Raw genomic sequence first — 25,044 nt, 5'->3', positions numbered from 1 at the left:
ACCTTGAGAAATAAATTTTTATTTTCAATTTTTGTATTCTTTTTTATATCTATATTTATAGCATTAGGTAGCTGGCAACTAGTAAGATTAGATTGGAAAAATGAATTATTAAATAAAATTGATGTTTCTTTGAAGAAAGAACCTGTTGATTTAATGACGAATGTTCCTGAGGACTATTTAAAAATCAAAACTTCAGGGGTTATAGATTTTGATAAACAAATTTATTTGTATAGTTTAAACGAAAAAGGTGCACCAGGATTTAATGTTGTTAATCCAATTATAATTAATAATAAAAACTTTTTATTAAATAGAGGATGGATACCTTTTGATAAAAAAAATACTAAAGAAATTGATATTTTTGATCATAAAACTATTTTAGGAACGTTAAGAAAACAATCTAAGGCTAACAGGTTTAAGCCTGTTAATGATATTAACGATAATTACTGGTTTACTTTAGACAGGGATGATATTTTTCAATATACAAATAAAAAATTTTCACCATTTGTAATTTACTTAAATAATAATTTAGAATTACCAAAACCAAAAATTATTACTGTAAATATTTCAAATAGCCACAAAAAGTATGCTATTACTTGGTTTTCTTTAGCACTGTCAATTTTTTTATTTTATTTATATGTGAGAAAAAATACATATTAATTTTTACAAGCTTACAAATAATTCTTAACTATTTTAAAAATATTGTCCAAATTTTCATGATGACTAATTCGATCAATATACTTTCCTTTATCTAATAAAAGTATTGAAGAACTATGATTGATTAAATAACCACCGTCTTCATTAAAGATTTTTTCACTTAAAACACCCCATGATTTTGAAAGCAAAAATACTTTTTGTGGATCTCCAGTTATTCCATAGATCTTACTTTTAAATGAATTCAAGTAATCCTTAATTATTTGAGGATTGTCTCTTTCAGGATCAATACTTACAAAAAAAACTTTCAAATTTTTTTTCTCACTATCATCTAATTTTTCGATAACCTGATCTAGATTAGATAGTGTCATTGGACATATATCGGGACAATTTGTAAAACCAAAAAAAATTGCGGTTAACGGTCCTTGAAAAGATTTTTCTGTTATGGGCTCATTATTTACATCTGTTAAAGTAAATGCAGATCCAGTATATGAGGCTACAATATCTTCTTTCTTTTCTTGTATCGACAATACAATAGGCAACATAATAAATAAAAAAATTAACAAACAGCCACCCAGTATAGTTATTGAGGTCTTTAATTTCATATTTTATGAATTAATATATTATATATTATAATTATGTCTAAATTTATTAAAAAACTTTTTGGAACATTGTCTGATAAACCTTGGGAAAAAGAACAGATGGAAAGTGATAACCATCATCAAGGTAAAACTTTTGATATATCGTTGGAGACATCAGCCGTTATTGTTATCTTTGGTGTAAGTACTGTATTATTTACTTTAGTTGTTACAGGATACCTTTATAGCATTCCAGTTACTCAAGATACAGAGTATCTATTGAAACCTAATTTATTATGGTTAAATACTTTAGTTTTATTATACGTTGCTTATTTTTTTAATAAAATCACAAATGATTTAAAAAAAAATAATTTTGAAAAAATTAAAAAGAATTTGCTTATAGTTGGCTTTTTAAGCTATGCTTTTTTATTTGGGCAGATCCTTTTTTGGTTTCAATTAATGAAAAATGGAAACTATGTTTCTACAAATAATTATTTTTCATCGTTTTATATTTTTACTGCACTTCATGGTTTACATCTTTTAGGAGGATTATTTTTTTGGGGGAAAGTTTTTTCCAAAGTTAATAAACTTAAAAAAGAAGAAATTATAAAAGAACAAAAAAGTATAGATGCACTATCTCTTTATTGGGCTTTTTTATTAATTGTTTGGTGTGTATTTTTTCTAATTATGTATGTTTTTAATGATACAGTTATTGCCTGGTGTCGAGCACTACTTGGTTAGATGCTTTAAAGAAACAATGTTAAAATAGCCCCAACAACAATTATAAAAATTAATAAAATATTAACAGATTTTAAATATTTTTGTATTTCTGGCTTCTTTTCTTTTTTTGAAAAAACCCCTGCTCCTAGAGAAATTACAAAATAAAAGCAAAAAACTAAAACCAGCACAACCACAAAGAGACTAAATTTATCAAGCATAATTTAATTCACTATAAAGCCTTATTTACTCATTTATTAATATATTTTTCTATAGATTCGGAAATTTATTTCAATTACTGTTATCTAAAGAGAGAGACAAATATGCACCCGGGAATTATATTTTTAGGGGTAATTGTTGGTTCGGTTCTGTTCCATATATATACTCCATGGTGGTGGACAGACATAGCTTCAAACTGGGGGGCAATGGATGATACGATTAATTTAACATTTTGGATTGGTGGAGGAGTATTTGTTTTAGTTTGTTTGTTCATGGTTTATTGCGTTCTTAAGTTTTCTTATAAAGAAGGGCGTACAGTTGAATACAAACCAGAGGATCATAAACTAGAAAAAATATTAACTATTGCTACCACTATAGGAGTGATAGCTCTTTTGGCACCAGGACTTATTGTTTATAACAATTATATTAATACTCCCAAAAATGCATTGCACGTCGAGGTGAATGCGTGGCAATGGGGATGGCAATATAGATTGCCAGGTGAAGATGGAATATTAGGCACTGCTCATGTAGCAAAAATTAGTGACGACAATCCATTCGGAATAAATTTGGATGACCCAAATGGAAAAGATGATATTTTAATTCAAGACGATGTACTTCACCTAAAAACAAATAGGCCAGTAAAAATTTTATTAAGATCACTTGATGTTTTGCATAATTTTTATGTGCCTCAATTTAGAGCAAAGATGGATGCTATTCCTGGAATAATTACTTATTACTGGTTTGAACCAAATAAATTAGGGGAGTATGAGGTTTTATGTGCCGAATACTGCGGGGTAGGTCACTATGCTATGAGAGCAAAAGTTATAGTTCAAAGTGAAGACAATTATGACAACTGGATTAAAGAACAAGAAACTTTTTCAGATTTAATAGCAAAACAAAATAACGATAAATTAAAATTAACCATAGTTGCAAAAAATAAGAATTAAAACAATATGTCAGACGAATATAACCAAAAAAATACACCAATTAAAGCACAGTCTTCAGAAACTACTTCGGGCTCTTCTGGTTCGTCAAAAGATATTGATTATGTAAGACCTGCAGAGCTTCCAGAACAAGATTTATATCACGGTCATAGCTTTATTACGAAGTGGATTTTTTGTCAGGATGCAAAAGTTATTGGAGTACAATATTTTCTTACTGCAGTATTTACAGGAATTGTTGGTTTAGTACTTTCATGGCTAATGCGTTTGCAATTAGGTTTTCCAGAATTAGTTCCATTCATTACTGCCGAACACTATTATCAATTTGTAACTATGCATGGAATGATAATGGTGGTTTATTTTTTAACCGCATTATTCTTGGGAGGTTTTGGAAATTATTTAATTCCTTTAATGGTTGGTGCAAGAGATATGGTTTTCCCATATGTAAACATGGTTAGTTTCTGGATGTTCTTTATTGCAGTTTGTGTTCTCATGGCTAGCTTCTTTGTTCCGGGTGGACCAACTGGAGCGGGTTGGACACTTTATCCACCTCAAGCAATTTTACCAGGTACCCCAGGATCAAATATGGGAATTATTTTGATGCTTGTTTCTTTATCTTTATTTGTAATTGGATTTACTATGGGTGGATTAAATTACATAATTACAATTTTACAAGCACGTACTAGAGGCATGACATTAATGAGAATGCCATTGACTATTTGGGGAATTTTTACAGCAACTGCTTTAGCAATGTTAGCTTTTCCAGCTTTACTGGTTAGCTGCATTATGATGACTTTAGACAAGATGCTTGGAACTAGTTTCTTTATGCCAACAATTCTTCAAGCAGGAGAAGTATTAAGTTATGGTGGTGGAAGCCCAGTTCTTTTCCAGCATTTATTTTGGTTTTTTGGACATCCTGAAGTTTATATTGTAGCCCTTCCTGCTTTTGGAATAGTTTCAGATTTAATATCAGTTCATGCTAGAAAAAATATTTTTGGATATCGAATGATGGTTTGGGCTATCGTTGGTATTGGCGCTTTAAGTTTCTTTGTTTGGGCTCATCACATGTATGTTAGTGGAATGAATCCTTGGTTTGGGTTTTTCTTTGCAACAACTACTCTCATTATTGCAGTACCAACTGCGTTAAAAGTTTATAACTGGATAATCACACTATTTAGAGCCAACATAAGAATGAATACTGTAATGCTTTTTTGCTTAGGTTTTATCGTGACCTTTGTAAATGGGGGAATTACTGGAATTTTTTTAGGCAACGTTGCTGTAGATATTCCATTATCTGATACGTATTTTGTAATAGCTCATTTTCATATGGTGATGGGAATTGCCCCACTTATGGTAATTATGGGAGCTGTTTATCATTGGTTTCCCTTGGTTACGGGAAGAATGTTAAGTGAAAAATTAGGTAAGTGGCATTTTTGGTTCACTTTTTTAGGGGCTTATTCCATTTATTTCCCCATGCACTATCTGGGTTTTATTGGAGTACCAAGAAGGTATTTTGAAATGTATGACAGTCCTTATGTGACTTCTGCAATAGGAATGAATGAATTTATAACTGTGGCAGCTTTAATTGTTGGTTTCTCACAGTTTATATTTATTTATAATATAGTAGTAAGCTTGAGTATTGGAAAACCAGCTGGAAAAAATCCCTGGAAAGCAAATTCTTTAGAGTGGTTAACTCCAGAAGTGCCACCAGCACATGGTAACTGGGGAGAAAAATTGCCTGTTATTCATAGATGGCCTTATGACTTTAATGTACCGGGAGCAAAAGAAGATTATATAACTCAAACAACCCCACCGAGTGAAGTTATAAGTGCAGAGGTTGAAAAAACTTAATCAATTTAAATGTCAGATAATTCATTAAATAATTTACCCGGAGGTTTTAAAGGCATGTCTCAGGATATGGGATCAGATCAAACTGCCTTTAAGGGTGTTCAATGGGGTAAAGTTATGATGTGGATTTTTCTACTTAGTGACACTTTTATATTTAGTTGTTTTTTAATTTCATACATGAAGGGAAGAGCTTCTACGGTAGTAGATTGGCCAAATACAAGTGAAGTTTTTTCATTACATGTTAATGGTGTACCTGTTCCACTATTATTAATTGCAATTATGACATTTGTTTTAATCACAAGTAGTGGAACCATGGCACTTGCGGTTAAATATGGTTATGAAAAAAATAGAAAAATGTGTGGCTGGCTAATATTAGCTACAGCTATAGGTGGTCTTACTTTTGTTGGCATGCAGGTATTTGAATGGTCTAAGTTAATACACGAAGGTGTTAGACCATGGGAAAATCCATTTGGAGCCAAACAATTTGGGTCTTTCTTTTTTATGATCACTGGTTTTCATGGAACACATGTATCGATTGGAGTGATATTTTTATTTATTTATGCAAGAAAAGTTTTTAGAGGTGATTTTGATAATAGCAAAAGAGGTTTTTTTACTACCATGAAATCAGATTATGTTGCAATAGAAATCTTAGGACTTTATTGGCATTTTGTTGATTTGGTATGGGTATTTATATTTGCCTTCTTTTATTTATGGTAAACTAGATTATGGATAAGATAGAAAATAAAGAAACGGTTGCTTCAACACATAAGATAGGAATCTACTTATGGATTTGGGGATTGTTATTTGTGCTTAGTTTCTTTTCTTACATGGTCGACTGGTTTCAATTTCAGGGATTATTAAGATGGACTTTAATTCTAATATTTATGTTTCTTAAAGCTGGGCTGATAATGGCTTTTTTTATGCATTTATTTTGGGAGAGATATGCTTTGGTTAATGTTCTTTTGTGGCCAATGACAGCAATAGCTTGCTTCATTGGGCTTATGGCAGCAGAAGCTAAATACACTGTTTTTACAAGATTATTATATTTTTTTATAGGAGGATAATTATATGACTGGTTTTACTGTACTTGGTGGAGTGATAATATTTTTTTTACTTTTTATTTATGCCACATGGTTTGGCACTCAATTAAAAATAGAAGCTCAAAAAGAAAAAAGTCCGTCAATTAAAATTAACCCATATGACAATTTGCCTCTCAGCAGAAGATTTATTGATAAAAAAAATAAACAAGTTGGAATCTTTGATTTAGGTAATCATATTTTAATTATTGGAATGGTAATATCTCTTATATTTATTTTAATAAATATAGATTAGCTGTAGAGTATTTTTATCCAATATGATTATAAAAAAAACTACCTCACTAAATATAAATACTTATATTAAATCCTTATATTTGTTAATGAAGCCAAGAGTTATGTCTCTTGTTGTTTTTACTTGTGCTGTTGGCCTTTTAACTTCCAATTCCAATATAGATATTATTAATGCCATGATAGGCATAACCCTAGTTGCGTTAGGCGCTGGTGCAGCGGGATGTTTAAACATGTGGTATGAGTCAGATTTAGATGCACTCATGACTAGAACATGCTTGAGGCCAATTCCAACTGGTAAAATTAATAGAAAGCAGGCGCTTATCTTTGGAGTATTGTTGTCAATAATTTCAGTTGTAGCTTTAAACTATTTTACAAATTTATTATCAGCATCATTGTTGTTATTTACAATATTCTTTTATCTTTTTATCTACACAATATGGTTAAAAAAAAAAACACCACAAAACATTGTTATTGGTGGAGTAGCTGGAGCATTGCCACCTGTTATTGGGTGGACTATAGCAACTAATACAATTAGTTTAGAGCCATTAACCTTATTTTTGATAATTTTTTTTTGGACACCCTCTCATTTTTGGGCATTGAGCCTGTATAAAGCTGATGATTATAAAAAAGCAAAAATTCCAATGCTACCTTTAACTGACGGTATTGAAAAAACAAAAGTACATATTTTTATTTATTCTTTAATAATGTTACCAGTCATCACTTTTCCATATTTGATTAACTTTTCAGGTTTAACCTATTTCATACCGGTATTAATTCTTACAATTTATTATATTTATATTTGTTTTGACCTATACAAACATAAGAAAAATAAATTTGATTTAAAGAAAGCAAAAAAAGTATTTGCTTATTCAATTTTGTATTTATTTTTAATCTTTGTATTATTTTTAATAGATAGTCTAATTTAAATATTGTTCCTAAAAAAAATTACGGTAAAGTATCCTATAATCATAAATGAAATATATTAGCACTAGAGACAATTCAAAAGAATATAGCTTTGAGGAAGTATTTATCAAGGGACTTGCCGATGATGGGGGCTTGTTTGTCCCTAGAGAAGCTAAAAAATACAGTGCTGTGGAGCTTGAATCATTAAGTAGCTTAAATTACCAGGACTTAGCAAAAAAAATAATTTACCCATTTATTGGTGATTTTATGACGGTAAATGAATTATCAGATATTGTTGAAAAATCATATTCTGTGTTTAGAAAAGACAATGCTGTAGATTTAATTAAGGTAGGTGACACTAAGCTTTTAGAGTTATTTCATGGTCCAACACTTGCCTTTAAAGATATAGCGATGCAATTGTTGGGAAACTTTTATGAATTTTATTTAAACAAAACCAATAAAAATATAAATGTTGTAGTTGCAACATCGGGAGACACAGGTGCTGCTGCAATAGATGCAATCAAGGGGAAAAAGAATATGAATATATTTGTTCTTCACCCTCACAATAAAGTTTCACTTGTTCAAAGAAAACTAATGTCAACTATTAAAGAAAAAAATGTCTTTAATATAGCGATAGAAGGTAACTTCGACGACTGTCAAAATTTAGTTAAATCAATGTTTGCAGATAAAGAATTTTCTAAATCAATTAATATGTCTGGTGTGAATTCGATAAATTGGGCAAGAATTATTGCACAAGTTGTTTATTATTTTTACACATATTTCCAAATCCAAGACGATAGACCGGTTAACTTCTCAGTACCAACAGGCAATTTTGGAGATGTGTATGCGGGTTATTTAGCTAAAAAAATGGGTCTACCAATAAACAAACTTATAGTTGCTACAAATCAAAATGATATTTTGCATAGAGCAATTTCAAGTGGAAAATATGAGGCTGAAAGTGTTTTGGAAACAAATTCACCAAGTATGGATATTCAAATCGCCAGCAATTTTGAAAGATTGGTATATGATCTGAATGATTGTGATGATAATGAAACCCAAAAAATCATGACTGATATTAAAGAAGAAGGTAAATATATTATTCCAAAAAGCAAAATGGAAAAAATAAATAAAGATTTTTTATCAGCAACCATTAATGAAAAAGAGGTTTTAGATATTATTAAAGAGGTTTATACTAAATATGATATTATACTGGATCCTCATAGCGCGATAGGCTTTGGAGCCTTAAACAAAGTAAATATAGTTGGTAATAATATTGTTTTGGTAACAGCACACCCATGTAAATTTCCTGATGCAATAGATAAATCAATTGGTATCAAACCAGAACTACCTGAAGAACTAAAGTATGTTATGGATGAAAGAGAAAATTACGATATTATATCAAATAATCTAAGTAAAACCCAAAAATATATTAAGGAAAAAATACAATGAAATTAAAAGAAAATGATAAAATACCTAATTCTGAATTTTTTATTATGGAAGATGGAAATCCTGTTAAGAAAAATACATTAGAATTTTTTAAGGATAAGAAGATAGTTTTATTTGGTTTACCAGGTGCTTACACATCAGTTTGTTCAGCTAAGCATTTGCCTGGATATGTTGATAATCATGAAAAATACAAGGCAAAAGGTGTGGATTACATAGTATGCATTTCAGTAAATGATCCATTCGTAATGGATGCATGGGGAAAAAGTCAGAATGTTAAAGATAAAATTTTGATGATGGCAGATCCATTTTTAAGTTTTACGAAAGCAATAGGTGCAGATGTTGATAAAAGTGCCAGAGGATTAGGTATAAGATCAAATAGATACACAATGTTAATTGACAACCTTAAAGTAATTAAATTACAAGAAGAAGACGATACGGGTGCATGTGAAATATCTGCTGCTCAAAATTTTTTAAATTTAGTTTAATTCTGCAGCTTGCTTTGCTAGCAAGTCGACCTCTTCATTTATAATATTTCCAGCGTGTGCCTTAACCCATATCCATTTAATTTCATGGGATTTATTTAAATCATAAAGCTGAATCCAAAGTTCTTTATTTTTTACTGGTTCTTTTTTTGAAGTTAGCCAATTATTTTTTATCCATTTATGTACCCAATCAGTAATGCCTAATCTCACATATTGTGAGTCTGTGTAAATTTCAATTGGTTGCTTTTCTTTTATGGTTTGAAGTGCTTTAATTGGAGCCATTAGTTCCATTTTATTATTAGTTGTATCTTTTACACTGCCACTAATTTTTTCTACTTCATTATTAATATTGATAATTGCTGCCCAACCACCATTTCCGGGATTATTCAAACAAGAGCCATCAGTATAAATTTTTATCATTACTTATAATAATCTCTGTAGCTATTTAGATTGTTATGGATAATTAGTTTTTGTAAATATTCGTTGGGATTTTTAATTTGAATTAAAGCAGTTTTAGGAGTATTAAAATAATCATAAATCCTAGTTAGCAGATATCTTAAAGCAGCTCCTCTACATAATATATTTAATGCATTTTTTTCTTTATTTGAAAAAAGTCTTATGCTTTCATATCCATCAATTAAGTTTTTAATTTTTTTATTATTCATTACAAAGGAATTTCTTTTTTTATCAAAACATAATGCGTTTATGCAAATTGCAATCTCATACATTAGATAATCATTACTTGAAAAATAAAAATCAATAAATCCAGAAAATTTATTTCTGTTAAAGAAAATATTATCTATAAATAAATCTCCATGAATGATCCCAGAGGGTAACTTTTTGGGCCACTGATTTTTAATATTTTTTAGGCATGCTTTAAGTGTAGGTTCTAGTTTTGGGGCTACTTTATTAGATGTAAACTTGATGGATTTTAATAAGTTACCTAATTTTCTAATAGACATAGAGTTTTCTCTATATAGTTTTATTTTGCTCGTAACTTTATGAAATTTTGCAATATTTTTACCTATATCAAAACAATTTTTATAATTAAGATTAGTTTTATCTGCTCCTTTTAAAAAAGTCACAATGCACGACGGTTTATTTTGAATTGTACTTAAATGCTTACCATTGCTGTTTTTTAACGGTTTAGGACAAATAATTTTCTTTTGGTTTAGTCCCTCCATTAAGCTCATGAAGAAAGGCAAATCTCTTTTTTGAACTCTTTTTTCAAAGATTGTTAAGATATATTTTTTTTTGCTTGTCCTTAATAGATAATTTGTATTTTCTATTCCTTTTTTTATACCCTCAAATTTAGTTACTGTACCTATTTTGTAATCATTACTTAATGTGAGGACATCTTTATTCTTTATTTTTGTATATACGGCCATTTAATTTAATTTTGCAGGGACTTTAAAAACAATATTTTCTTTTACAATTTCAACTTCTTCAATCTTTATTTTAAATTTATTCTTTAGTTTATTGATGAAACTTTCAACTAGAATTTCTGGAGCAGATGCTCCTGATGAAATGCCAATTGTTTTACAGTTTTGTAATCTTTCAAAGGGAATCTCACTTTCTGAATGTATTAATTCAGCATGTGGACAGCCAGCTTGTTCAGCCACTTCGACTAAGCGAACTGAATTAGAAGAATTTCTACTTCCTAAAACAAAAAACATATCACATTGTTTTGCAATATTTTTAACAGCTGATTGACGGTTAGTAGTTGCATAACAAATATCTTCTTTAAATGGTGCTTTAATTTCAGGAAATTTTTTCTTAAGAGATTTTATTATATTTTTAGTATCATCAACGGACAGTGTTGTTTGTGTAACGTAGGCAATCTTTTTATTTTGATCTAATTTATATGTTTCAACATCATGTTCGTCCTGAATTAAATCAATAGCACCCTCTGGCAATTGCCCCATAGTACCAATAACTTCTGGGTGGTTATTGTGCCCTATAAGCACAATGTGGTAGCCTGCCTTATAAAGGTTTTCAGCCTCTCTATGAACCTTTGAAACAAGAGGACATGTGGCGTCTATATATTCCATTTTATAGCTATCAGCTTGTAACGGTATAGTTTTTGGGACACCGTGCGCAGAAAAGATTACAGGTCTAGTTTTGTCTTTAACTTCCTCTAATTCTTCAACAAAAATTGCCCCAATATCTTTAAGGCTATCGACAACATATTTATTATGCACTATTTCGTGACGTACATAAACTGGAGCACCATATTTTTTAATACTTTTTTTAACTATTTCAATTGCCCTTTCAACACCGGCACAAAAACCTCGTGGCGCAGAAAGTAATATTTTAATTTCTTTATTTTTCATTTTTTTCTAAAAGATATTCAAGGAATATATGTGGAAAGGTTAAAGACGCCAAACCAATAAATATAACTTTTAGTATTGCGTCGTTTAATTGATAATAATTAGATAGAATGTATAGGCTAGCCACATAGAGTATTGCTGTTAAAAAAGTAAGGGGCATAGCCCTTTTCACAAAAATATGAGTACCATTTTTAAAGTCTTTTGCATCAAGTTCATTTATCAGTGAGATTGAATGTCGGAAAGAATGTAAGAAGCAAAAGTATATTGTAAAAGCGATTAGAGGAGATAAAAAATAATTTAAGGCTACGATAGAGAAAAAATCAATAAAAATTAAGATATTCATAATCTTAAAATTATTTATGAAAAAATAAATATTAACAAGTAAGGAGGTTAATAAAGCAAAGTGTAATATTTGTTTGGTTTCAATAAACCCTAAAAGCAAAAAAAAATTCTCATTTTGAATTAGTAGCAATTTAAAAATATTAACTGTTTCATTAAAATGAAACATTAGTGGAGCAACAATTATTAGTGTCCCTTTTAAAAAATAAAGAATTAAATTTGATGCATTTTTATTCTTTATCAGGAAATCTATATCCTCCTTACCAAAATGATATGAGGCTACTATTAAAAATACAATGAGTGATGTAGTTGGAAAGTATAACCAAAATACGATTATACTAAGTCCAATCATTGAATATATTAAATAAAAAAGATAAGAATTTTTTATATTATACAGCTGAATAAGTCTCTTACCCTTTTGATTATCCAACGCACCATGTGAAATTCCAATAGAAAGAATAAGAAGTAAGCAAATGACTGGAGAAATAATTAAACTTTCAAATCGATTAATTATTATACTAAGTGAACCTGATAGTAAAAAAAAAACAACAGAATGATAGAAATTTATTTTGTTTATCAAATTATTCATTTTATTTTAAAAGTGCTTTAATAAATAACCATTTAGGCATTTTAAGAATTATCAATAGATCTTCAAATATACTACTCTTATTGGATAAAAATTTAATAACAACTTCAGGTGAATTATTAAACATTTTAAAAAATATATTTGGCATTTCCTTAGGGTGCTTTCTTAAAACTCTTAAAAATATCTTATCTAAAAATTTATATTTTTTACTAATCTCGTATTTTTGAACATTTTTAATATTTTCAATATTTTCTCTTATAAATCTACTGTGTTCTTGAATATTTAGGAAAGCATACCCTGTACTTAATCTAGTCATGCCACCAGCTGTACCAATATTTATTTTATTCTTTTCATTAATATTTGATGGGGCAAATAATGGTATGGCACCTTTTTCTTTATAATTAATTTTGTAGTTTTTAATATTAAGACGATTCTCTATGTAATTCTTTAATTGTTCATCATAATCTATTTCTAAATCATTGCTCATGCATGATAACCATGTAGTTTCAACTAAAGCCTTGTTTTTTTCATATGGTAATGTGTAAAAGAAATGAACACTATCAAGCTGTTGACAATCAAAGTCCATTAAATTTACAATCTCATCATCAAAGACATTTTTAGTAGTTTCGATTTCAATACCTTTAAAGTGTTGCCACAGTTTAATTTCTCCAGTCTCTATTGAGGAAACGCTGTTAAAGATAAAAGAATTATTTAAACTTATTTCATTAATATCCTTATAGAAACTGATGTTTTGATTCTGTTTAAGCGTAGAATTTATTTTTTTATAGAATAATCCACTATCTATAGATTGATAAGGTAGTTTATTACATTCCAAATATTTAGTTTTATTAGGTATGTTTATAGAAAAATTTTTCCAATTTTTTTTTACACAATCTTCAAAGTTATGATCTACAGTTTTCCAGAAAGACCAACTTTTATCTCTTTTATATTCTAACCTTGGCTCAATAATTGCTAGCGTTTTATCTCTAAGCTTATTGTGAATCTCTAGTTCATAGGCCAAAGATAACCCTGCACAACCACCACCTATAATTGTATAATCAAATTCTTTCATTCAGATCTATTTCTTCGTTGATTAGAAGGTGTTCATCACTCATATAATGACTTTTTTCTTTTGTTAATAATAGCTTTATTAAATCTATTAGAGATAAAAATGTTTGATAAACTTTTCCAAAATTATTAACATAAATTTTTCCAGCTTTATTATAATCTTCTATATTGTCTGTTTTCAAAATTTCATCACCTATTTTTCTATAAACTCTTCTAGCAACCAATATCGCAAATCTAAAATTAGAAGGGATTTTCTTAATTGATGTAAAGCTGCTCTTATAAAATAAGTCAGCTAAAGTTAAGGTATTACTTATGACTTGAAAATCATGTTTAATATAAAACCTATTATTTTTTGAATCCTCAACAACATCTCTGGCTATATTAGTTAATTGCATTGCAATACCAAGATTTATTGCAGCTTTCATTGAATCTTTATCCTTAACATTTAAAATTTTAGCCATCATTAAACCTACTGTGCCAGCAACCCTGTAAGAATAGATTAATAAATCTTTTTTGTTATTTAATTGCACCTTTTCATTTAAGTCTGACTCAACACCAGCAAATAAATCCTCAATAATTTTTATTGAAATTTCATGATTGATCATAAGATCCCACATATTCTTAATTATTAGATTATCGAAGTTTTTATTAATAAAATCATTCTTAAAAATGGATAAGTTTTTTTTCTTAATAGCCAATTCATTTTGATCATCTGCAATATTATCAACTGTTCTGCAGAAATCATATAATGAGGAGCATTTTCGATATGTTTTTTTTGGTAAGAAAAAACCAGCCCAGTTAAACGACTTTGCATAAATAGACAAATAGTTTTTATTAGACATTATACAATTTTATCTAGAACTTTAGCTGAGGATAGTACACCAGGAACTCCAGCGCCAGGATGTGTTCCAGCTCCAACAAAGTATAATCCCTCACAAACCTCAGATTTATTATGAAATCTAAAATAGGCTGACTGGGTAAATTTAGGTTGTATGGAAAATCCAGATCCAAATTTAGTATTCAATTCTTTTTCAAAATAATCTGGTGTTAAGTAGAAGTCTGTAACTATGTTTTCTCTAAGATTTGGTAATAATGCTTTCTCCATTTTATCTATCACTAGGTCTTTCATTTTTTCACCTTCAATTTTCCAATCTAATTTAGATTGATTATTTGGAACTGGAACTAGTACGTAGAAGCAGTCATTTCCTTCTGGCGCCATAGATTTATCAGTGGCAGAAGGTCTATGTAGATAATAACTTATGTCTTTATTTAATTTTTTTTTATCAAATATGTCATTTAAGTGCTCTTTATACTTGTCTCCAAATTTAATTGTATGATGCTCAACATCTGGGTATGTTTTTTTAGTGCCAAAATAATAAACAAATAACCCCATAGAATATTGCATCCTTTTTTGTTTCCATTCAAACAAATAATTACCTTTGCTTTGATTTAGAAGTCTCTCATACACTGCTGCTGGGTCAGCATTACATATTACATTATTTGTATTTATCTCTTTTTGATTATCTAATTTTACTCCTTCAATTTTATTATTTATTGAAATAATATTTATAACTTCTTGACCTTTAATTATTTCAATTCCTTCCTCGATCATTAGTTTTTCTAAGCCTTTAATTATATTTCCAGTACCACCCATTGAATAATGAATGCCCCATTTTTTTTCTAAATAAAGTATCAATCCATAAATTGACGTTGTTGTGAAAGGGTTCCCCCCAACTAAAAGTGGATGCATACTAAACATACGCCTTAATTTTTCATTTTTAATATAAGAAGATACTAATGAATAGACTGATTTGTAGCTTTTTAGTTTTAATAGTGCAGGTAATTGTTTCATCATTACCAAAGGTTTATCAAAAGGTACATCTGCAAGTTCTGTAAATCCTTTATCAAATATTTTCTTAGTAAATTTTACAAGTTCTTCATACCCTCCAACATCAACTTCATTTATTGCTCTAATTTGTTCTTTCATTTTTTCTTCATCACCTGAATAATCAAACCTACCTCCATCTTCAAAGATAAATCTATACCAAGTATTGAGAGGGGTAAGTTTTATGTAGTCTTCAGGCCTTTTATTAAAAAGTTCAAATAGCTCCTCAATTAAATAAGGCGCTGTAATTACAGTAGGCCCAGCATCGAATGTAAAGCCATTTTTTTTGAATACTCTAGCTCTACCTCCAAGATCAGGGTGTTTTTCAATTAATGTAACATTATGGTTTTTAGCTTTTAATCTAAGAGCTGCAGCTATACCTCCAAAACCAGAACCAATGACAATAGATTTCATTTGATTAATTTATAGTTTTTTCAAAAAATTGTAAGGGAATTATGAATTAATTTTTTTTAATGCAACTTTTGTTTCTTCTAAATTCTTATCAAACAAACTATCAAGTTTTGATTTATCAACAGATGTATTAATAATTTTTTTAACTGATTCCACTGCAATCTTTATTGATACATCTTTTATCTCTTTAAGTGCCCCATCCTTCATCTGTATAATCTTATTTTCAGCTAAGTTTTTTTTGATTTCAGAAGATTTATGAAATTTATCATTCATCTCTATAACCAAATGGTCACTATCTTTTTTTGCCTGCTCTAAAATCTCTTTACCGTCTGCTTGGGCTGTATCTAATTTACTTTGAGCATTATCCAGCAGAATTTTTGCTTCTGATCTTAATTTTTCACTCTCATCAATTTCATTTTTAATATCTAAAATAAGTTTATTTAAAACTTCATTAATTTTTTGCGGTATTTTTAGATAAACTAGCCCTCCCATAAAAATTATAAAAGATATTGCTACCCAAAAAGTTGCATCAATTGCCATAATATTTATCCATCTTCTTTCTTGATAGGTCATCAACAATTGCTGAGATACTACTACTATTAACTTCCACACCTATTAACTGATGCAGTAAATCTGCTGAAGTTTCTACAGCTATCTTATTAATCTTTTCAGGAGCTTTGTCCTTAAGTTCTAGAATTTCATATTCGACTTTTTGAATTTCTAAATTCAGCTCTTTGTCTAAGGCATCTTTTTTAAGATTAATATCTTTCAATAGCTTTTCTCTAGATTGTTTGAAATAATTTTTAGCTTCATTCTTACTATTTTGAACTATTTTTTCGTATTCTGCTATGTTCAGTTCGCTCTGTTTTCTTTGTTTCTCCGCTGCCTCAATATTCTCTACGATCTGTGATTTTCTTATCTCAAGGTTTGCACTAATTTTTGGAAGTATAAGTTTAGAAAGAAAAACATATAATGTTCCAAAAGTTATAGTTAACCAAAAAATTTGAGAAACCCAAAACTCAGGATTTAATTGAGGCATCCCCCCACTTTCAGCTGCAAAAGCTTCCATAAAAAATAGGAAGCTTAAAAATATCGACTGAAAAAATATTTTTTTAATCATTAAATTTAAAATGCAAATAAAATAATTAATGCAACAACTAATCCAAATAGACCAGTAGCCTCAGCTAAAGCAAATCCTAATAAAAGATTAGGAAATTGTTTTTGTGCTGCAGATGGGTTTCTCATTGCGCCAGAAAGGTAATTACCAAAAATAATTCCAATTCCAACACCGGCACCGGCTAGAGCTATTGCTGCTAGTCCTGCTCCGATCATTTTTGCTGCTTCTAATTCCATTATATCCTCCTATGTTAGTTAATGGTGTAAATTTAATGCATCATTTAAATAGATGCAGGTTAAGATTGCAAAAACATATGCTTGAAGAAAAGCAACCAGTATTTCCAAACCAGTTAGTGCAACCGAAAAACTCAGTGGAAGCCATCCACCAACTATCCCGAGGCTTATTACAAAGCCACCGAAAACTTTCATCATAGTATGACCAGCCATCATGTTAGCAAATAAACGAACAGAAAGACTTACCGGTCTACTTAAGTAAGAAATAACCTCAATAATAACAATTAGTGGTAGAAGAATTGTTGGTACTCCACTTGGTACAAATAGTTTTAAGTAGCCCAAACCATGCTTCATAAAACCAATTATTGTTACTGCAATAAAAATAAATGAAGCTAAAATAAATGTAACAATGATGTGGCTAGTTACTGTAAATGCATAAGGAATCATTCCAAACATGTTACAGAACAGCACAAACATAAATAAAGAAAAGATAAATGCAAAATATGGTTTTGCTTTAGACCCAGCTGTATCGCTAATCATTTTTGAAACAAAGCTGTAGCTTAGCTCTGTTAGAAGTTGAACCTTGCTAGGTAACAATGAATTTTTTTTTGACCCAAGATTAAAAATTAATAGTATTGCTAAAGAACTAATAACCATAAACAAACTTGCATTTGTAAATGATATATCTATTGCACCTAATTTTATTTCTGGTCCAATTCTATAAACTTCGAATTGGTGCATTGGGTTTGTAGCCATAATTTTTTAAGTCTATTCTTGCATATTTTTTGCAGATCTGAATACGTTTATAATTCCAGCAACCACACCAACAAAAAAAAATATTAATATTAACCAGGGTTTAGTACCAAAGGTCTTGTCTAAAATAAACCCTATAATTGTCCCAACTACTACAGCAGACACTAATTCTGTGCTTAATTTAAAGGCAGTTCCAATAGAGGAGGGTGGATCCTTATCTTTATAAAGGTTTCTCTTAGCAATTTTAGATTTTGCAATCTCTAGGCGATTTTTAAGCGAATCTTTTGGCATTTATGTATTAAGCAACCATACTCTCCGCTTTTTGTAAATCAACAGCTACTAACTGACTAATACCTTTTTCAGGCATGGTTACTCCATAAAGTCTGTTCATTTTAGACATTGTTAGAGCATGGTGAGTTACAATAATAAATTTAGTGTTAGTTATTTTTGTTAAGTCGTCTAGGAGACCACAGAATCTTGTTACGTTAGCATCATCTAGCGGGGCATCAACTTCATCCAACACACAGATTGGAGATGGATTAGTAAGAAATACAGCGAAGATAAGAGACAAAGCAGTCAAAGCTTGCTCACCACCTGATAATAAGGTTATAGACTGAAGTCTTTTTCCAGGAGGACTTACCAGCATTTCTAACCCAGCTTCAAGTGGATCATCAGAATCAACTAACTCTAATTTAGCATTTCCTCCATTAAATAATTTTGTATAAACTTCATTAAACTTTCTATTAACTTTTTCAAAAGCCTCTAAAAGTCTCTCTCTTCCTTTTTGGTTTAATTCGTTAATACTTTCTTTTAATTTAATGATTGCCGATACAAGATCTTGTCTATCCTGTTCCATTTTTTTAATTTCAATTTCATATTTACTTGTTTCTTCGTCTGCCCTCAAATTAACTGAACCAAGTTTTTCTCTTTCTTTTTTCTTTTCATCTAAAGCATCTTCTTGAGCAACTGAGTCTGGCAGTTGCTCAACACCATTTAAATTAGAGTTTTCAAGAATATCATTTTCTTCTAGGTTAAGTTCAGAATTAACTCTTTCTAACAAGTCATCTTTACGTTTTTTTAATCCTTCAACAGTTGCACCTGAGCTTGCTTTTCTTTCTCTTATTTGAATGGATTTTTCTTGAACATCATTTAATTCAAGTCTTAAAGAGTTAATCTTTTTATCAGTTTCTTCAATAATCTTTTCATTTTCAATTTTTTCATTTTCTGAAATTCTTAGTCCTTCAGTGGCTTGGCCTTTTTTTTCCGCTTGAGTTTTAGGTTGTTGGTCACGTTCGTTTAATTGTGATAACAATTTATTTTTTCTCTCAGTCAATTCTGTTGCCATTTTCTGAGAGTTTGAAAGTAAGTTTTTCCAACTTTCAACTTCAGTTTCAATAGCTTTAATTCTTTCATTTCTTTTTATAGATTCTTTTTTAATTGATTGATTTTTACTAAAACTATCTGCATATTTTTCTTGAAGTAATTTTATATTGTCATTTTTTTCATTGATGTCAGTTAGTTTATTTTTACTTTCATCATTGGCTAAATTACTTAAGAAATTATTTAACTCCATTTTAGTTCTATCTAGCAAGGTAAGAGCTTGATTAGCTTCATTACTGTTTATTAACTCTTTAATTTTTTCGATTGTATTGATAACCTCTTTAATTGGGTCGATGCTGATATTTATGTTGCCATTAGCAAACATTTCAATGATTTCATCTACGGCTTTTTGCTCTTTACTAAGCTGATTTTTTGCTTTTTCGAGGTCTTCGTTCGATAGTTTTTCAGTTTCAAAATATTTAGAATCTAATTCTATTAATTCATTTTTTTCCTCTTTTAATCTTTTTTCATTCGAGTTTGCATCAATTACAATGCCTCTTTCTCTATCAATATCTTCTTCAATGGTTTTTAGTGATTTTTTAAAATTTTCTATCTCACCTTGCGTTCTTACATTTTCTTCATCTAAACTTTGTAACTCTAAATTCAATCTTTGAATCCTTGAAAGGTTTTCAATATTTTTTTCTCTTAAAGGAGAAACTTTATCCGTTTCTGTTTTGATTGAGTTTTCAAACTGAGCAATTTGCTGGTTGAAGTTATTTACTTCTCCCACTGCTTCATTGTTGATTTCATTTTCTATTCTAATTTCATTATCAATATCTAATAATTTTAAATAATATAGACCTGCTTCAATTTTTTTTATTTCTTCAGATATAAACTTATACTTCATAGCTTCTTCAGCTTGTTTTTGAAGATTGGCTAACTGTTTTTCTTGTTGTCTTCTTAATTCATCTGCTCTTTTTAAATTAGTTTCTGCAGCATTTAATCGAAGTTCAGCCTCGTGTCTTCTGACATGTAATCCTGAAATATTAGCTGCCTCCTCTAAGATTGCCCTTCTGTCTGTAGGCTTTGCAGTTACTAAGGCTCCAATACGCCCCTGACTTATCATTGATGGTGAATGGGCACCGGTAGATAAATCTGCAAAAAACATTTGAGCATCTCTAGCTCTTACTTCTTTATCATTTATGTAAAATTTAGAGCCTTTGTCTTTTTCAATTTTTCTTCTAACTTCAATTTGATCCATATCCTTGTATTGCAGAGGTCCTTCATGACTTTCATTGTCTACAACGATTGAAACTTCTGCTATATTTTTTGAAGCTTTGTTTGATGTTCCGTTAAAAATAACATCTTCCATTCCAGAGCCTCGCATACTTTTTGCTGAGGTTTCTCCCATAGCCCATCTTAAAGATTCTACAATATTAGATTTTCCACAACCGTTAGGTCCCACTATTCCAGTTAGACCATCTTCGATTAAAAAATTTGTTTTTTCAGCAAATGATTTAAACCCATTTAATTGGATTTTTTTAAACTCCATGGACTAACTTATATCAGCTTTTCAAGATATTTTTTTAAATTCTTATAATTTAGGTCTTTTTCAAACTTTTTGTCATTAATTATTATCGTAGGAGTAGCATTAACTTTAAATTTTTTAACACCCTCGATTCGATCATTCAAAACATAATCTTCAATAACTTTATCTGCTAAGCACTTTTCAAAATCTAAGGTTACACCCTCATCTTCTAAAAACTTCTTTAAATACTTTGTAGCTTCCTCTGGTGTTTTTCCTCTTGCCCATTTTTTTTGGCCTGAATATAAAATATGCATTATGTCTGATTTACCATCGTTGTTGCATTGCCCAATTTTGGAAGCATTAAATGCTGCAATATCTAGAGGAAAGTGTCTAAATTCAATTTTCACTAAACCTTTATCAATAAAGTCTTTCTTAAGGCTTGGATAAACATTTTTATGAAAGTCTGCACAATGACCACATGTTAATGACTCGTAGGCAATTATTGTGATCTTAGCACCTTCTTCACCTTCAGAAATTCTCTTGATAGACTGATTGTCTTCTGCGATTAGGTTAGTGATAAAACCAACAAGTATAATAAATAATACTGAAACTATTTTTTTCATCTTTGTTTAAATAATTTAGTTAATTCTAATAATGATTTTTTTATTTTATCATTTTTAATATCATTAATTCTATCTGTATACTTGCTATTTGTCACATAATTCTCGTTTTTATCTATCTTTTTAAATTTAGTTTGGGCATCATCAAAACTTATAAATTTTAATTTTTCAACAACGGCGTAGCCAAAGAAACTATTCATTTTATCCATCATTTCTTTTTTGGAATATTCTAAGTCTATTTCATGACCTCTTTTAACCATCACTTGTAGAGTACTAACACCAAACTTATTAGAATTTTTAAATGATTTTGGATAACATATTTGAAAAATTTCATTACCAACTATGTATTTCCAATTATTTAGAGTTTCAGAGAATATGTGACCTTTTTTTTTGATTATTTTTTTGATGTTTTTTGGCAAAGTATCTTTAAAAGATCTTAAGCCTTGAATAGTTTTAAACCTCTGCTTAGTATTATTTTTAAATTGCATATGACAAAATCCATACTACCAAAAAAAATTCTTTATTGGTACGATAATAATAAAAGATCGTTACCGTGGAGAAAAAAACTCTCTCAAGTTAAAAGGGAATATTACACATTGGTGAGCGAATTTATGTTGCAACAAACACAGGTTGTAACTGTGGTTCCATATTTTAATAATTTTATAAAAGACATCCCTAACATAAGTTCATTAGCAAAAATTAATGAGCATAAACTCTTAAAATATTGGGAGGGGCTAGGTTACTACTCTAGAGTTAGAAATTTAAAAAAGACAGCACAGATATTAGAAAAAAATTTTAAAGGAAGATTACCCATTACCATTGAAGAGCTAAAGCTATTACCTGGAATAGGTGAGTATACGGCAAACGCAATAATGGCAATCGGTTTTAATAAACCATTTATTCCACTAGATGGAAATATTGAAAGAATAATTAAAAGGTTGTTAAACTTAAATCTAATTAGTGAAGTTTCAAAAAAAAACCTTATTAGTAAAAAAAAAATATTGGGCACCTCAGTTAGGGCGAGTGACTATGCACAAGCCTTAATGGAATTAGGAGCACTTATTTGTCGACCTAAAAATCCTTTATGTGGTCAATGCCCTTTAACAAAAAATTGTAAATCTTTTAAAAATAATGATTTTGAAATAATAAAAGAAAGAAAAAAAAAGATTAATAAATTTTATTTATTAAAAGTTTATAAAAAAAATAACCAATTTTTATTGGTTAAAAATACTAAATTTAATTTTCTAAAAAATTTAAAAATATTTCCTATGGATGAACTACCCAAACATAGTAATTTAGAAAAAGACCTAAACTTTAAAATTTCTAATATGAATATGAATATAGTTGTGCAATTTAGCAAGATAAAGGGATCAATTCCAAACTCTTCTTGGATTGATAGCTCTAAGCTTGATGGTTATACTTTACCAACATTTACTAAGAAGATTTTTAGTTATTTAGAAAAAAACTAATGAAAAAAATAGCAATAATAGGTGGTGGAATATCGGGACTATATATTGCAAATCTTTTAAGAAAAAACTCAAGCTACGAAATAACTATTTATGAAAAGAACAGCTCTGTTAATCTAGAGAGGGGTTATGGCATTCAACTTTCAGTTAACAGCATTAAATTATTAAATGAAATAGGTTTTCAGAACATTAATTTAGAAGATAAATTTCATCCTAATAAAGTAGATTTCTATTCTTTAAAAAATAAAAAAAAGATATGTGATTTTAATATATCGGCTTTTAATATCAATGAAGCTAAATACACAACACTACAAAGATTTACTTTAATTAATTTTTTAAAAAATCAACTTCCCGATAATCTCATAAACTATAATAAAAAAGTCAGTAAAATTGATTATGAGAGTGATAATATCGAAGTAACTTTTGAAAATAGTGCTTCAATTGAATGTGATTATTTAGTCATATCCGATGGGACATTTTCAAAATCAAAATCATTAATTTCTAAAAAAGAAATTAAACCAAGGTATTTTAAATCTATCGCTTTAAGAGCATCCATAGATCACAACAATATTAAAGGAATTGACCCAAATAACATATCTTTGCATTTAGGGTCTAATTTGCATTCTGTATCATACCCAATTGATAGCAAGGGTCACTTTAATTTCGTCAGTATTTTGAGAAAAAAGCTTAGTATTAATGAGTTATCTGATTATTCTTTATTTGAGAAAAGTGATTTTATTTCATCAATTTTATCCGAGATATCAAAACAAGTAGATCAAGATATTATCAAAAATTTAAAAGATATTAGGTGTTTTCCAGTATTTATTAGTTCTGAAATACATCAACCAATAAATAAAAACACATTTCTTATTGGTGATGCTTTTTTTTCCTTTCCACCAACTTTTGCACAGGGCGCATCCCAATCAATAGAAGTTGCACATGAGTTGTATAAAAATTTAGAAAATGAAGATAATCAATTTAATTTTGAGAGAATTGAAAGAACAAAAATGATTGACCGGAAATCTAAATTTAATTATTTTGCTTTTCATCTTTCCAATCCATTATTGGTTTGGATCAGGAATACCTTAATGAAATATTTAGTTAAAAATAATAAGTTTATTAATAGTTATTTAGGAAAAATTTATAAAAATTAATTATTAGCAATTAATTTTTGTCTCAAGTTATCTATTGGGACACTCACACCATTTACGTTGCAATGCCAATAAGTCCAACCATTACAACTTTCAGAGCCAAGAATTGTTGCTGCAACCTTATGAATAGATCCCTCAGATTGATTATGCTTGATACTTCCATCAGCCATAATTTTAGCCACAATTTTTTTCTTTTGGTCAAAAATACTCGTTCCAGGTTTTATTATTCCAAGTTCAACTAAAGACCCAAAAGGAATTCTTGGTTTAGACCTATTATTTTTAAGGGTATCCAGGAAGTCATCTTCTATTGGTTTTGTTTTGTTTAATCTTTCGACTGAAGCTTTAAAATAATTTTTTTCTTTTTCAATCCCATAATAATTTCTACCCAATTTCTTAGCTACAGTCGCAGTAGTTCCGGATCCTAAAAATGGATCTAGGACTAAGTCACCCTTGTTTGATGATGCCAATAATACTCTATGAAGTAAAGACTCTGGTTTTTGTGTTGAGTGAACTTTTTTGCCATTTTTTTTAAGTCTTTCGGCTCCATTGCAAATAGGTAGTTTCCAATCTGATCTCATTTGAAGATCATCATTTAAACATTTTAACGATTGGTAGTTAAAAGTATATTTTGATTTTTCACTTTTAGATGCCCAAATTAATGTTTCATGAGCATTAGTAAACCTTGTTCCTCTAAAGTTAGGCATTGGATTGTTTTTATTCCAAATAACATCATTTAAAATCCAGAATCCTAAATTTTGTATGGCAGTTCCAACTCTAAAGATATTATGATAGCTTCCTATAATCCAAATAGCTCCATCCCTTTTTAAAATTCTTTTACACTCTGAAAGCCAAGCAACTGTAAACTCATCATATTTTTTAAAGCTTTCAAACTGGTCCCATTTATCATTAACAGCACTTACTTTAGTTCTATCTGGTCTGGTAAGCGAATTCTTTAATTGTAGATTGTATGGTGGATCTGCAAAAACAAGATCAAAAGTTTCACTTGGAATTTTTTTTAATTCCTCAAGACTGTCACCATTAATAATCTTATTTTTAAAATCGTTTTTCATTTTATATAAAACAATTAGACTCCAATCGGATTCCACGGTCAACTCCAGATTGAA

At 29.3% G+C, this 25,044-nt stretch carries 30 protein-coding genes; 12 read left to right on the top strand and 18 right to left on the bottom strand.

Translation table 11 applies throughout. The features are described from left to right. Nucleotides 1-3 precede the first annotated feature (3 nt). A complete protein-coding gene (locus tag ABXT65_RS05790) occupies nt 4-657 on the top strand; it encodes an SURF1 family protein (RefSeq protein ID WP_415322979.1) in 654 nt (217 codons plus the stop codon). Between the two features lie 11 nt (nt 658-668). Here ABXT65_RS05790 and ABXT65_RS05785 read toward each other — a convergent pair whose 3' ends face one another. Next, nucleotides 669-1,256 (bottom strand): SCO family protein, encoded by a 588-nt coding sequence (locus ABXT65_RS05785; RefSeq protein ID WP_415322977.1) that lies wholly within the window; start codon nt 1,254-1,256, stop codon nt 669-671. Between the two features lie 33 nt (nt 1,257-1,289). Between ABXT65_RS05785 and ABXT65_RS05780 the strand changes: the two genes are divergently transcribed. Beyond that, entirely contained in the window at nt 1,290-1,970 is a 681-nt protein-coding gene (locus tag ABXT65_RS05780; RefSeq protein ID WP_415322975.1) for an alternative cytochrome c oxidase polypeptide CoxN, read from the top strand. Nucleotides 1,971-1,975: 5 nt separating this feature from the next. Here ABXT65_RS05780 and ABXT65_RS05775 read toward each other — a convergent pair whose 3' ends face one another. Then, nucleotides 1,976-2,167, bottom strand: a complete 192-nt coding sequence (locus tag ABXT65_RS05775) for a hypothetical protein (protein ID WP_415322974.1) — start codon at nt 2,165-2,167, stop codon at nt 1,976-1,978. 102 nt (nt 2,168-2,269) lie between these two features. Here ABXT65_RS05775 and ABXT65_RS05770 point away from each other — a divergent pair, with 102 nt between their 5' ends. The 8 genes from ABXT65_RS05770 to ABXT65_RS05735 are packed head-to-tail and all read left to right on the top strand — an operon-like array spanning nt 2,270 to nt 9,116. Further along, the gene (locus ABXT65_RS05770) at nt 2,270-3,112 is read left to right on the top strand and encodes a cytochrome c oxidase subunit II (RefSeq protein ID WP_415322972.1); all 843 of its coding nucleotides are present in this window, start codon (nt 2,270-2,272) and stop codon (nt 3,110-3,112) included. A gap of 6 nt (nt 3,113-3,118) precedes the next feature. Next, nucleotides 3,119-4,957: a cytochrome c oxidase subunit I gene (locus ABXT65_RS05765; protein WP_415322971.1), complete on the top strand. Its 1,839-nt coding sequence runs from the start codon at nt 3,119-3,121 to the stop codon at nt 4,955-4,957. Nucleotides 4,958-4,966: 9 nt separating this feature from the next. After that, a complete protein-coding gene (locus tag ABXT65_RS05760) occupies nt 4,967-5,671 on the top strand; it encodes a cytochrome c oxidase subunit 3 (RefSeq protein WP_415322969.1) in 705 nt (234 codons plus the stop codon). An 8-nt stretch (nt 5,672-5,679) separates the two neighbouring features. Beyond that, complete coding sequence (locus ABXT65_RS05755) at nt 5,680-6,018, top strand: cytochrome C oxidase subunit IV family protein (protein ID WP_415322967.1); 339 nt, start codon at nt 5,680-5,682, stop codon at nt 6,016-6,018. 4 nt (nt 6,019-6,022) lie between these two features. Next, nucleotides 6,023-6,286: a hypothetical protein gene (locus tag ABXT65_RS05750; protein ID WP_415322965.1), complete on the top strand. Its 264-nt coding sequence runs from the start codon at nt 6,023-6,025 to the stop codon at nt 6,284-6,286. Between the two features lie 22 nt (nt 6,287-6,308). Continuing rightward, nucleotides 6,309-7,208, top strand: a complete 900-nt coding sequence (gene cyoE, locus ABXT65_RS05745) for a heme o synthase (protein ID WP_415322964.1) — start codon at nt 6,309-6,311, stop codon at nt 7,206-7,208. A 46-nt stretch (nt 7,209-7,254) separates the two neighbouring features. Next, nucleotides 7,255-8,634, top strand: a complete 1,380-nt coding sequence (gene thrC, locus ABXT65_RS05740; protein ID WP_415322962.1) for a threonine synthase — start codon at nt 7,255-7,257, stop codon at nt 8,632-8,634. Beyond that, nucleotides 8,631-9,116, top strand: a complete 486-nt coding sequence (locus tag ABXT65_RS05735; RefSeq protein ID WP_415322960.1) for a peroxiredoxin — start codon at nt 8,631-8,633, stop codon at nt 9,114-9,116. The genes thrC and ABXT65_RS05735 overlap by 4 nt, the downstream gene beginning before the upstream one ends. On the opposite strand, the gene rnhA is transcribed toward ABXT65_RS05735, so the two are convergent. The 15 genes from rnhA to ABXT65_RS05660 are packed head-to-tail and all read right to left on the bottom strand — an operon-like array spanning nt 9,108 to nt 21,791. Beyond that, nucleotides 9,108-9,533 (bottom strand): ribonuclease HI, encoded by a 426-nt coding sequence (gene rnhA, locus ABXT65_RS05730; protein ID WP_415322959.1) that lies wholly within the window; start codon nt 9,531-9,533, stop codon nt 9,108-9,110. The genes ABXT65_RS05735 and rnhA overlap by 9 nt on opposite strands. Beyond that, the gene (locus ABXT65_RS05725; protein WP_415322957.1) at nt 9,533-10,501 is read right to left on the bottom strand and encodes a homoserine kinase; all 969 of its coding nucleotides are present in this window, start codon (nt 10,499-10,501) and stop codon (nt 9,533-9,535) included. The genes rnhA and ABXT65_RS05725 overlap by 1 nt, the downstream gene beginning before the upstream one ends. Beyond that, complete coding sequence (ispH, locus tag ABXT65_RS05720) at nt 10,502-11,446, bottom strand: 4-hydroxy-3-methylbut-2-enyl diphosphate reductase (RefSeq protein ID WP_415322955.1); 945 nt, start codon at nt 11,444-11,446, stop codon at nt 10,502-10,504. Continuing rightward, entirely contained in the window at nt 11,436-12,371 is a 936-nt protein-coding gene (locus ABXT65_RS05715) for a Brp/Blh family beta-carotene 15,15'-dioxygenase (protein ID WP_415322953.1), read from the bottom strand. The genes ispH and ABXT65_RS05715 overlap by 11 nt, the downstream gene beginning before the upstream one ends. Nucleotide 12,372: 1 nt before the next feature. Continuing rightward, nucleotides 12,373-13,440 carry a lycopene cyclase family protein gene (locus ABXT65_RS05710; protein ID WP_415322951.1) on the bottom strand — a complete coding sequence of 356 codons (1,068 nt, stop codon included), beginning with the start codon at nt 13,438-13,440 and terminating at the stop codon, nt 12,373-12,375. After that, a complete protein-coding gene (locus tag ABXT65_RS05705; RefSeq protein ID WP_415322950.1) occupies nt 13,427-14,278 on the bottom strand; it encodes a squalene/phytoene synthase family protein in 852 nt (283 codons plus the stop codon). Before ABXT65_RS05705 ends, ABXT65_RS05710 begins: the two co-directional genes overlap by 14 nt. Then, nucleotides 14,278-15,735 carry a phytoene desaturase family protein gene (gene crtI, locus ABXT65_RS05700; RefSeq protein ID WP_415322948.1) on the bottom strand — a complete coding sequence of 486 codons (1,458 nt, stop codon included), beginning with the start codon at nt 15,733-15,735 and terminating at the stop codon, nt 14,278-14,280. Before crtI ends, ABXT65_RS05705 begins: the two co-directional genes overlap by 1 nt. Nucleotides 15,736-15,774: 39 nt before the next feature. Continuing rightward, nucleotides 15,775-16,305: an ATPase gene (locus ABXT65_RS05695; protein ID WP_415322946.1), complete on the bottom strand. Its 531-nt coding sequence runs from the start codon at nt 16,303-16,305 to the stop codon at nt 15,775-15,777. After that, nucleotides 16,262-16,852 carry a F0F1 ATP synthase subunit B gene (locus tag ABXT65_RS05690; protein ID WP_415322944.1) on the bottom strand — a complete coding sequence of 197 codons (591 nt, stop codon included), beginning with the start codon at nt 16,850-16,852 and terminating at the stop codon, nt 16,262-16,264. Before ABXT65_RS05690 ends, ABXT65_RS05695 begins: the two co-directional genes overlap by 44 nt. Before the next feature lie 5 nt (nt 16,853-16,857). Continuing rightward, nucleotides 16,858-17,085 carry a F0F1 ATP synthase subunit C gene (locus ABXT65_RS05685; protein WP_006997791.1) on the bottom strand — a complete coding sequence of 76 codons (228 nt, stop codon included), beginning with the start codon at nt 17,083-17,085 and terminating at the stop codon, nt 16,858-16,860. 18 nt (nt 17,086-17,103) lie between these two features. Next, nucleotides 17,104-17,838, bottom strand: coding sequence for a F0F1 ATP synthase subunit A (locus tag ABXT65_RS05680; RefSeq protein ID WP_415322942.1), 735 nt, complete (start codon nt 17,836-17,838; stop codon nt 17,104-17,106). Nucleotides 17,839-17,850: 12 nt separating this feature from the next. After that, a complete protein-coding gene (locus ABXT65_RS05675; protein WP_415322940.1) occupies nt 17,851-18,126 on the bottom strand; it encodes an AtpZ/AtpI family protein in 276 nt (91 codons plus the stop codon). A 7-nt stretch (nt 18,127-18,133) separates the two neighbouring features. Next, complete coding sequence (locus ABXT65_RS05670; RefSeq protein ID WP_415322938.1) at nt 18,134-20,707, bottom strand: chromosome segregation SMC family protein; 2,574 nt, start codon at nt 20,705-20,707, stop codon at nt 18,134-18,136. An 8-nt stretch (nt 20,708-20,715) separates the two neighbouring features. Then, nucleotides 20,716-21,306, bottom strand: coding sequence for a DsbA family protein (locus ABXT65_RS05665; protein WP_415322936.1), 591 nt, complete (start codon nt 21,304-21,306; stop codon nt 20,716-20,718). Further along, entirely contained in the window at nt 21,303-21,791 is a 489-nt protein-coding gene (locus ABXT65_RS05660) for a DUF721 domain-containing protein (protein WP_415322934.1), read from the bottom strand. The genes ABXT65_RS05665 and ABXT65_RS05660 overlap by 4 nt, the downstream gene beginning before the upstream one ends. Between ABXT65_RS05660 and ABXT65_RS05655 the strand changes: the two genes are divergently transcribed. Beyond that, on the top strand, nt 21,792-22,772 hold the full coding sequence (locus ABXT65_RS05655; protein ID WP_415322932.1) for an A/G-specific adenine glycosylase: 981 nt from the start codon (nt 21,792-21,794) through the stop codon (nt 22,770-22,772). After that, complete coding sequence (locus ABXT65_RS05650) at nt 22,772-23,923, top strand: FAD-dependent monooxygenase (protein ID WP_415322930.1); 1,152 nt, start codon at nt 22,772-22,774, stop codon at nt 23,921-23,923. Before ABXT65_RS05655 ends, ABXT65_RS05650 begins: the two co-directional genes overlap by 1 nt. Here ABXT65_RS05650 and ABXT65_RS05645 read toward each other — a convergent pair. Next, the gene (locus ABXT65_RS05645) at nt 23,920-24,990 is read right to left on the bottom strand and encodes a site-specific DNA-methyltransferase (protein WP_415322928.1); all 1,071 of its coding nucleotides are present in this window, start codon (nt 24,988-24,990) and stop codon (nt 23,920-23,922) included. The genes ABXT65_RS05650 and ABXT65_RS05645 overlap by 4 nt on opposite strands. Nucleotides 24,991-25,044 lie beyond the last annotated feature (54 nt).

This window comes from Candidatus Pelagibacter sp. Uisw_127 (assembly GCF_047722515.1).
Taxonomy (GTDB): domain Bacteria; phylum Pseudomonadota; class Alphaproteobacteria; order Pelagibacterales; family Pelagibacteraceae; genus Pelagibacter.
Note: the sequence above shows the minus strand (reverse complement) of the source record. Positions and strands in the feature narration are given on the sequence as shown.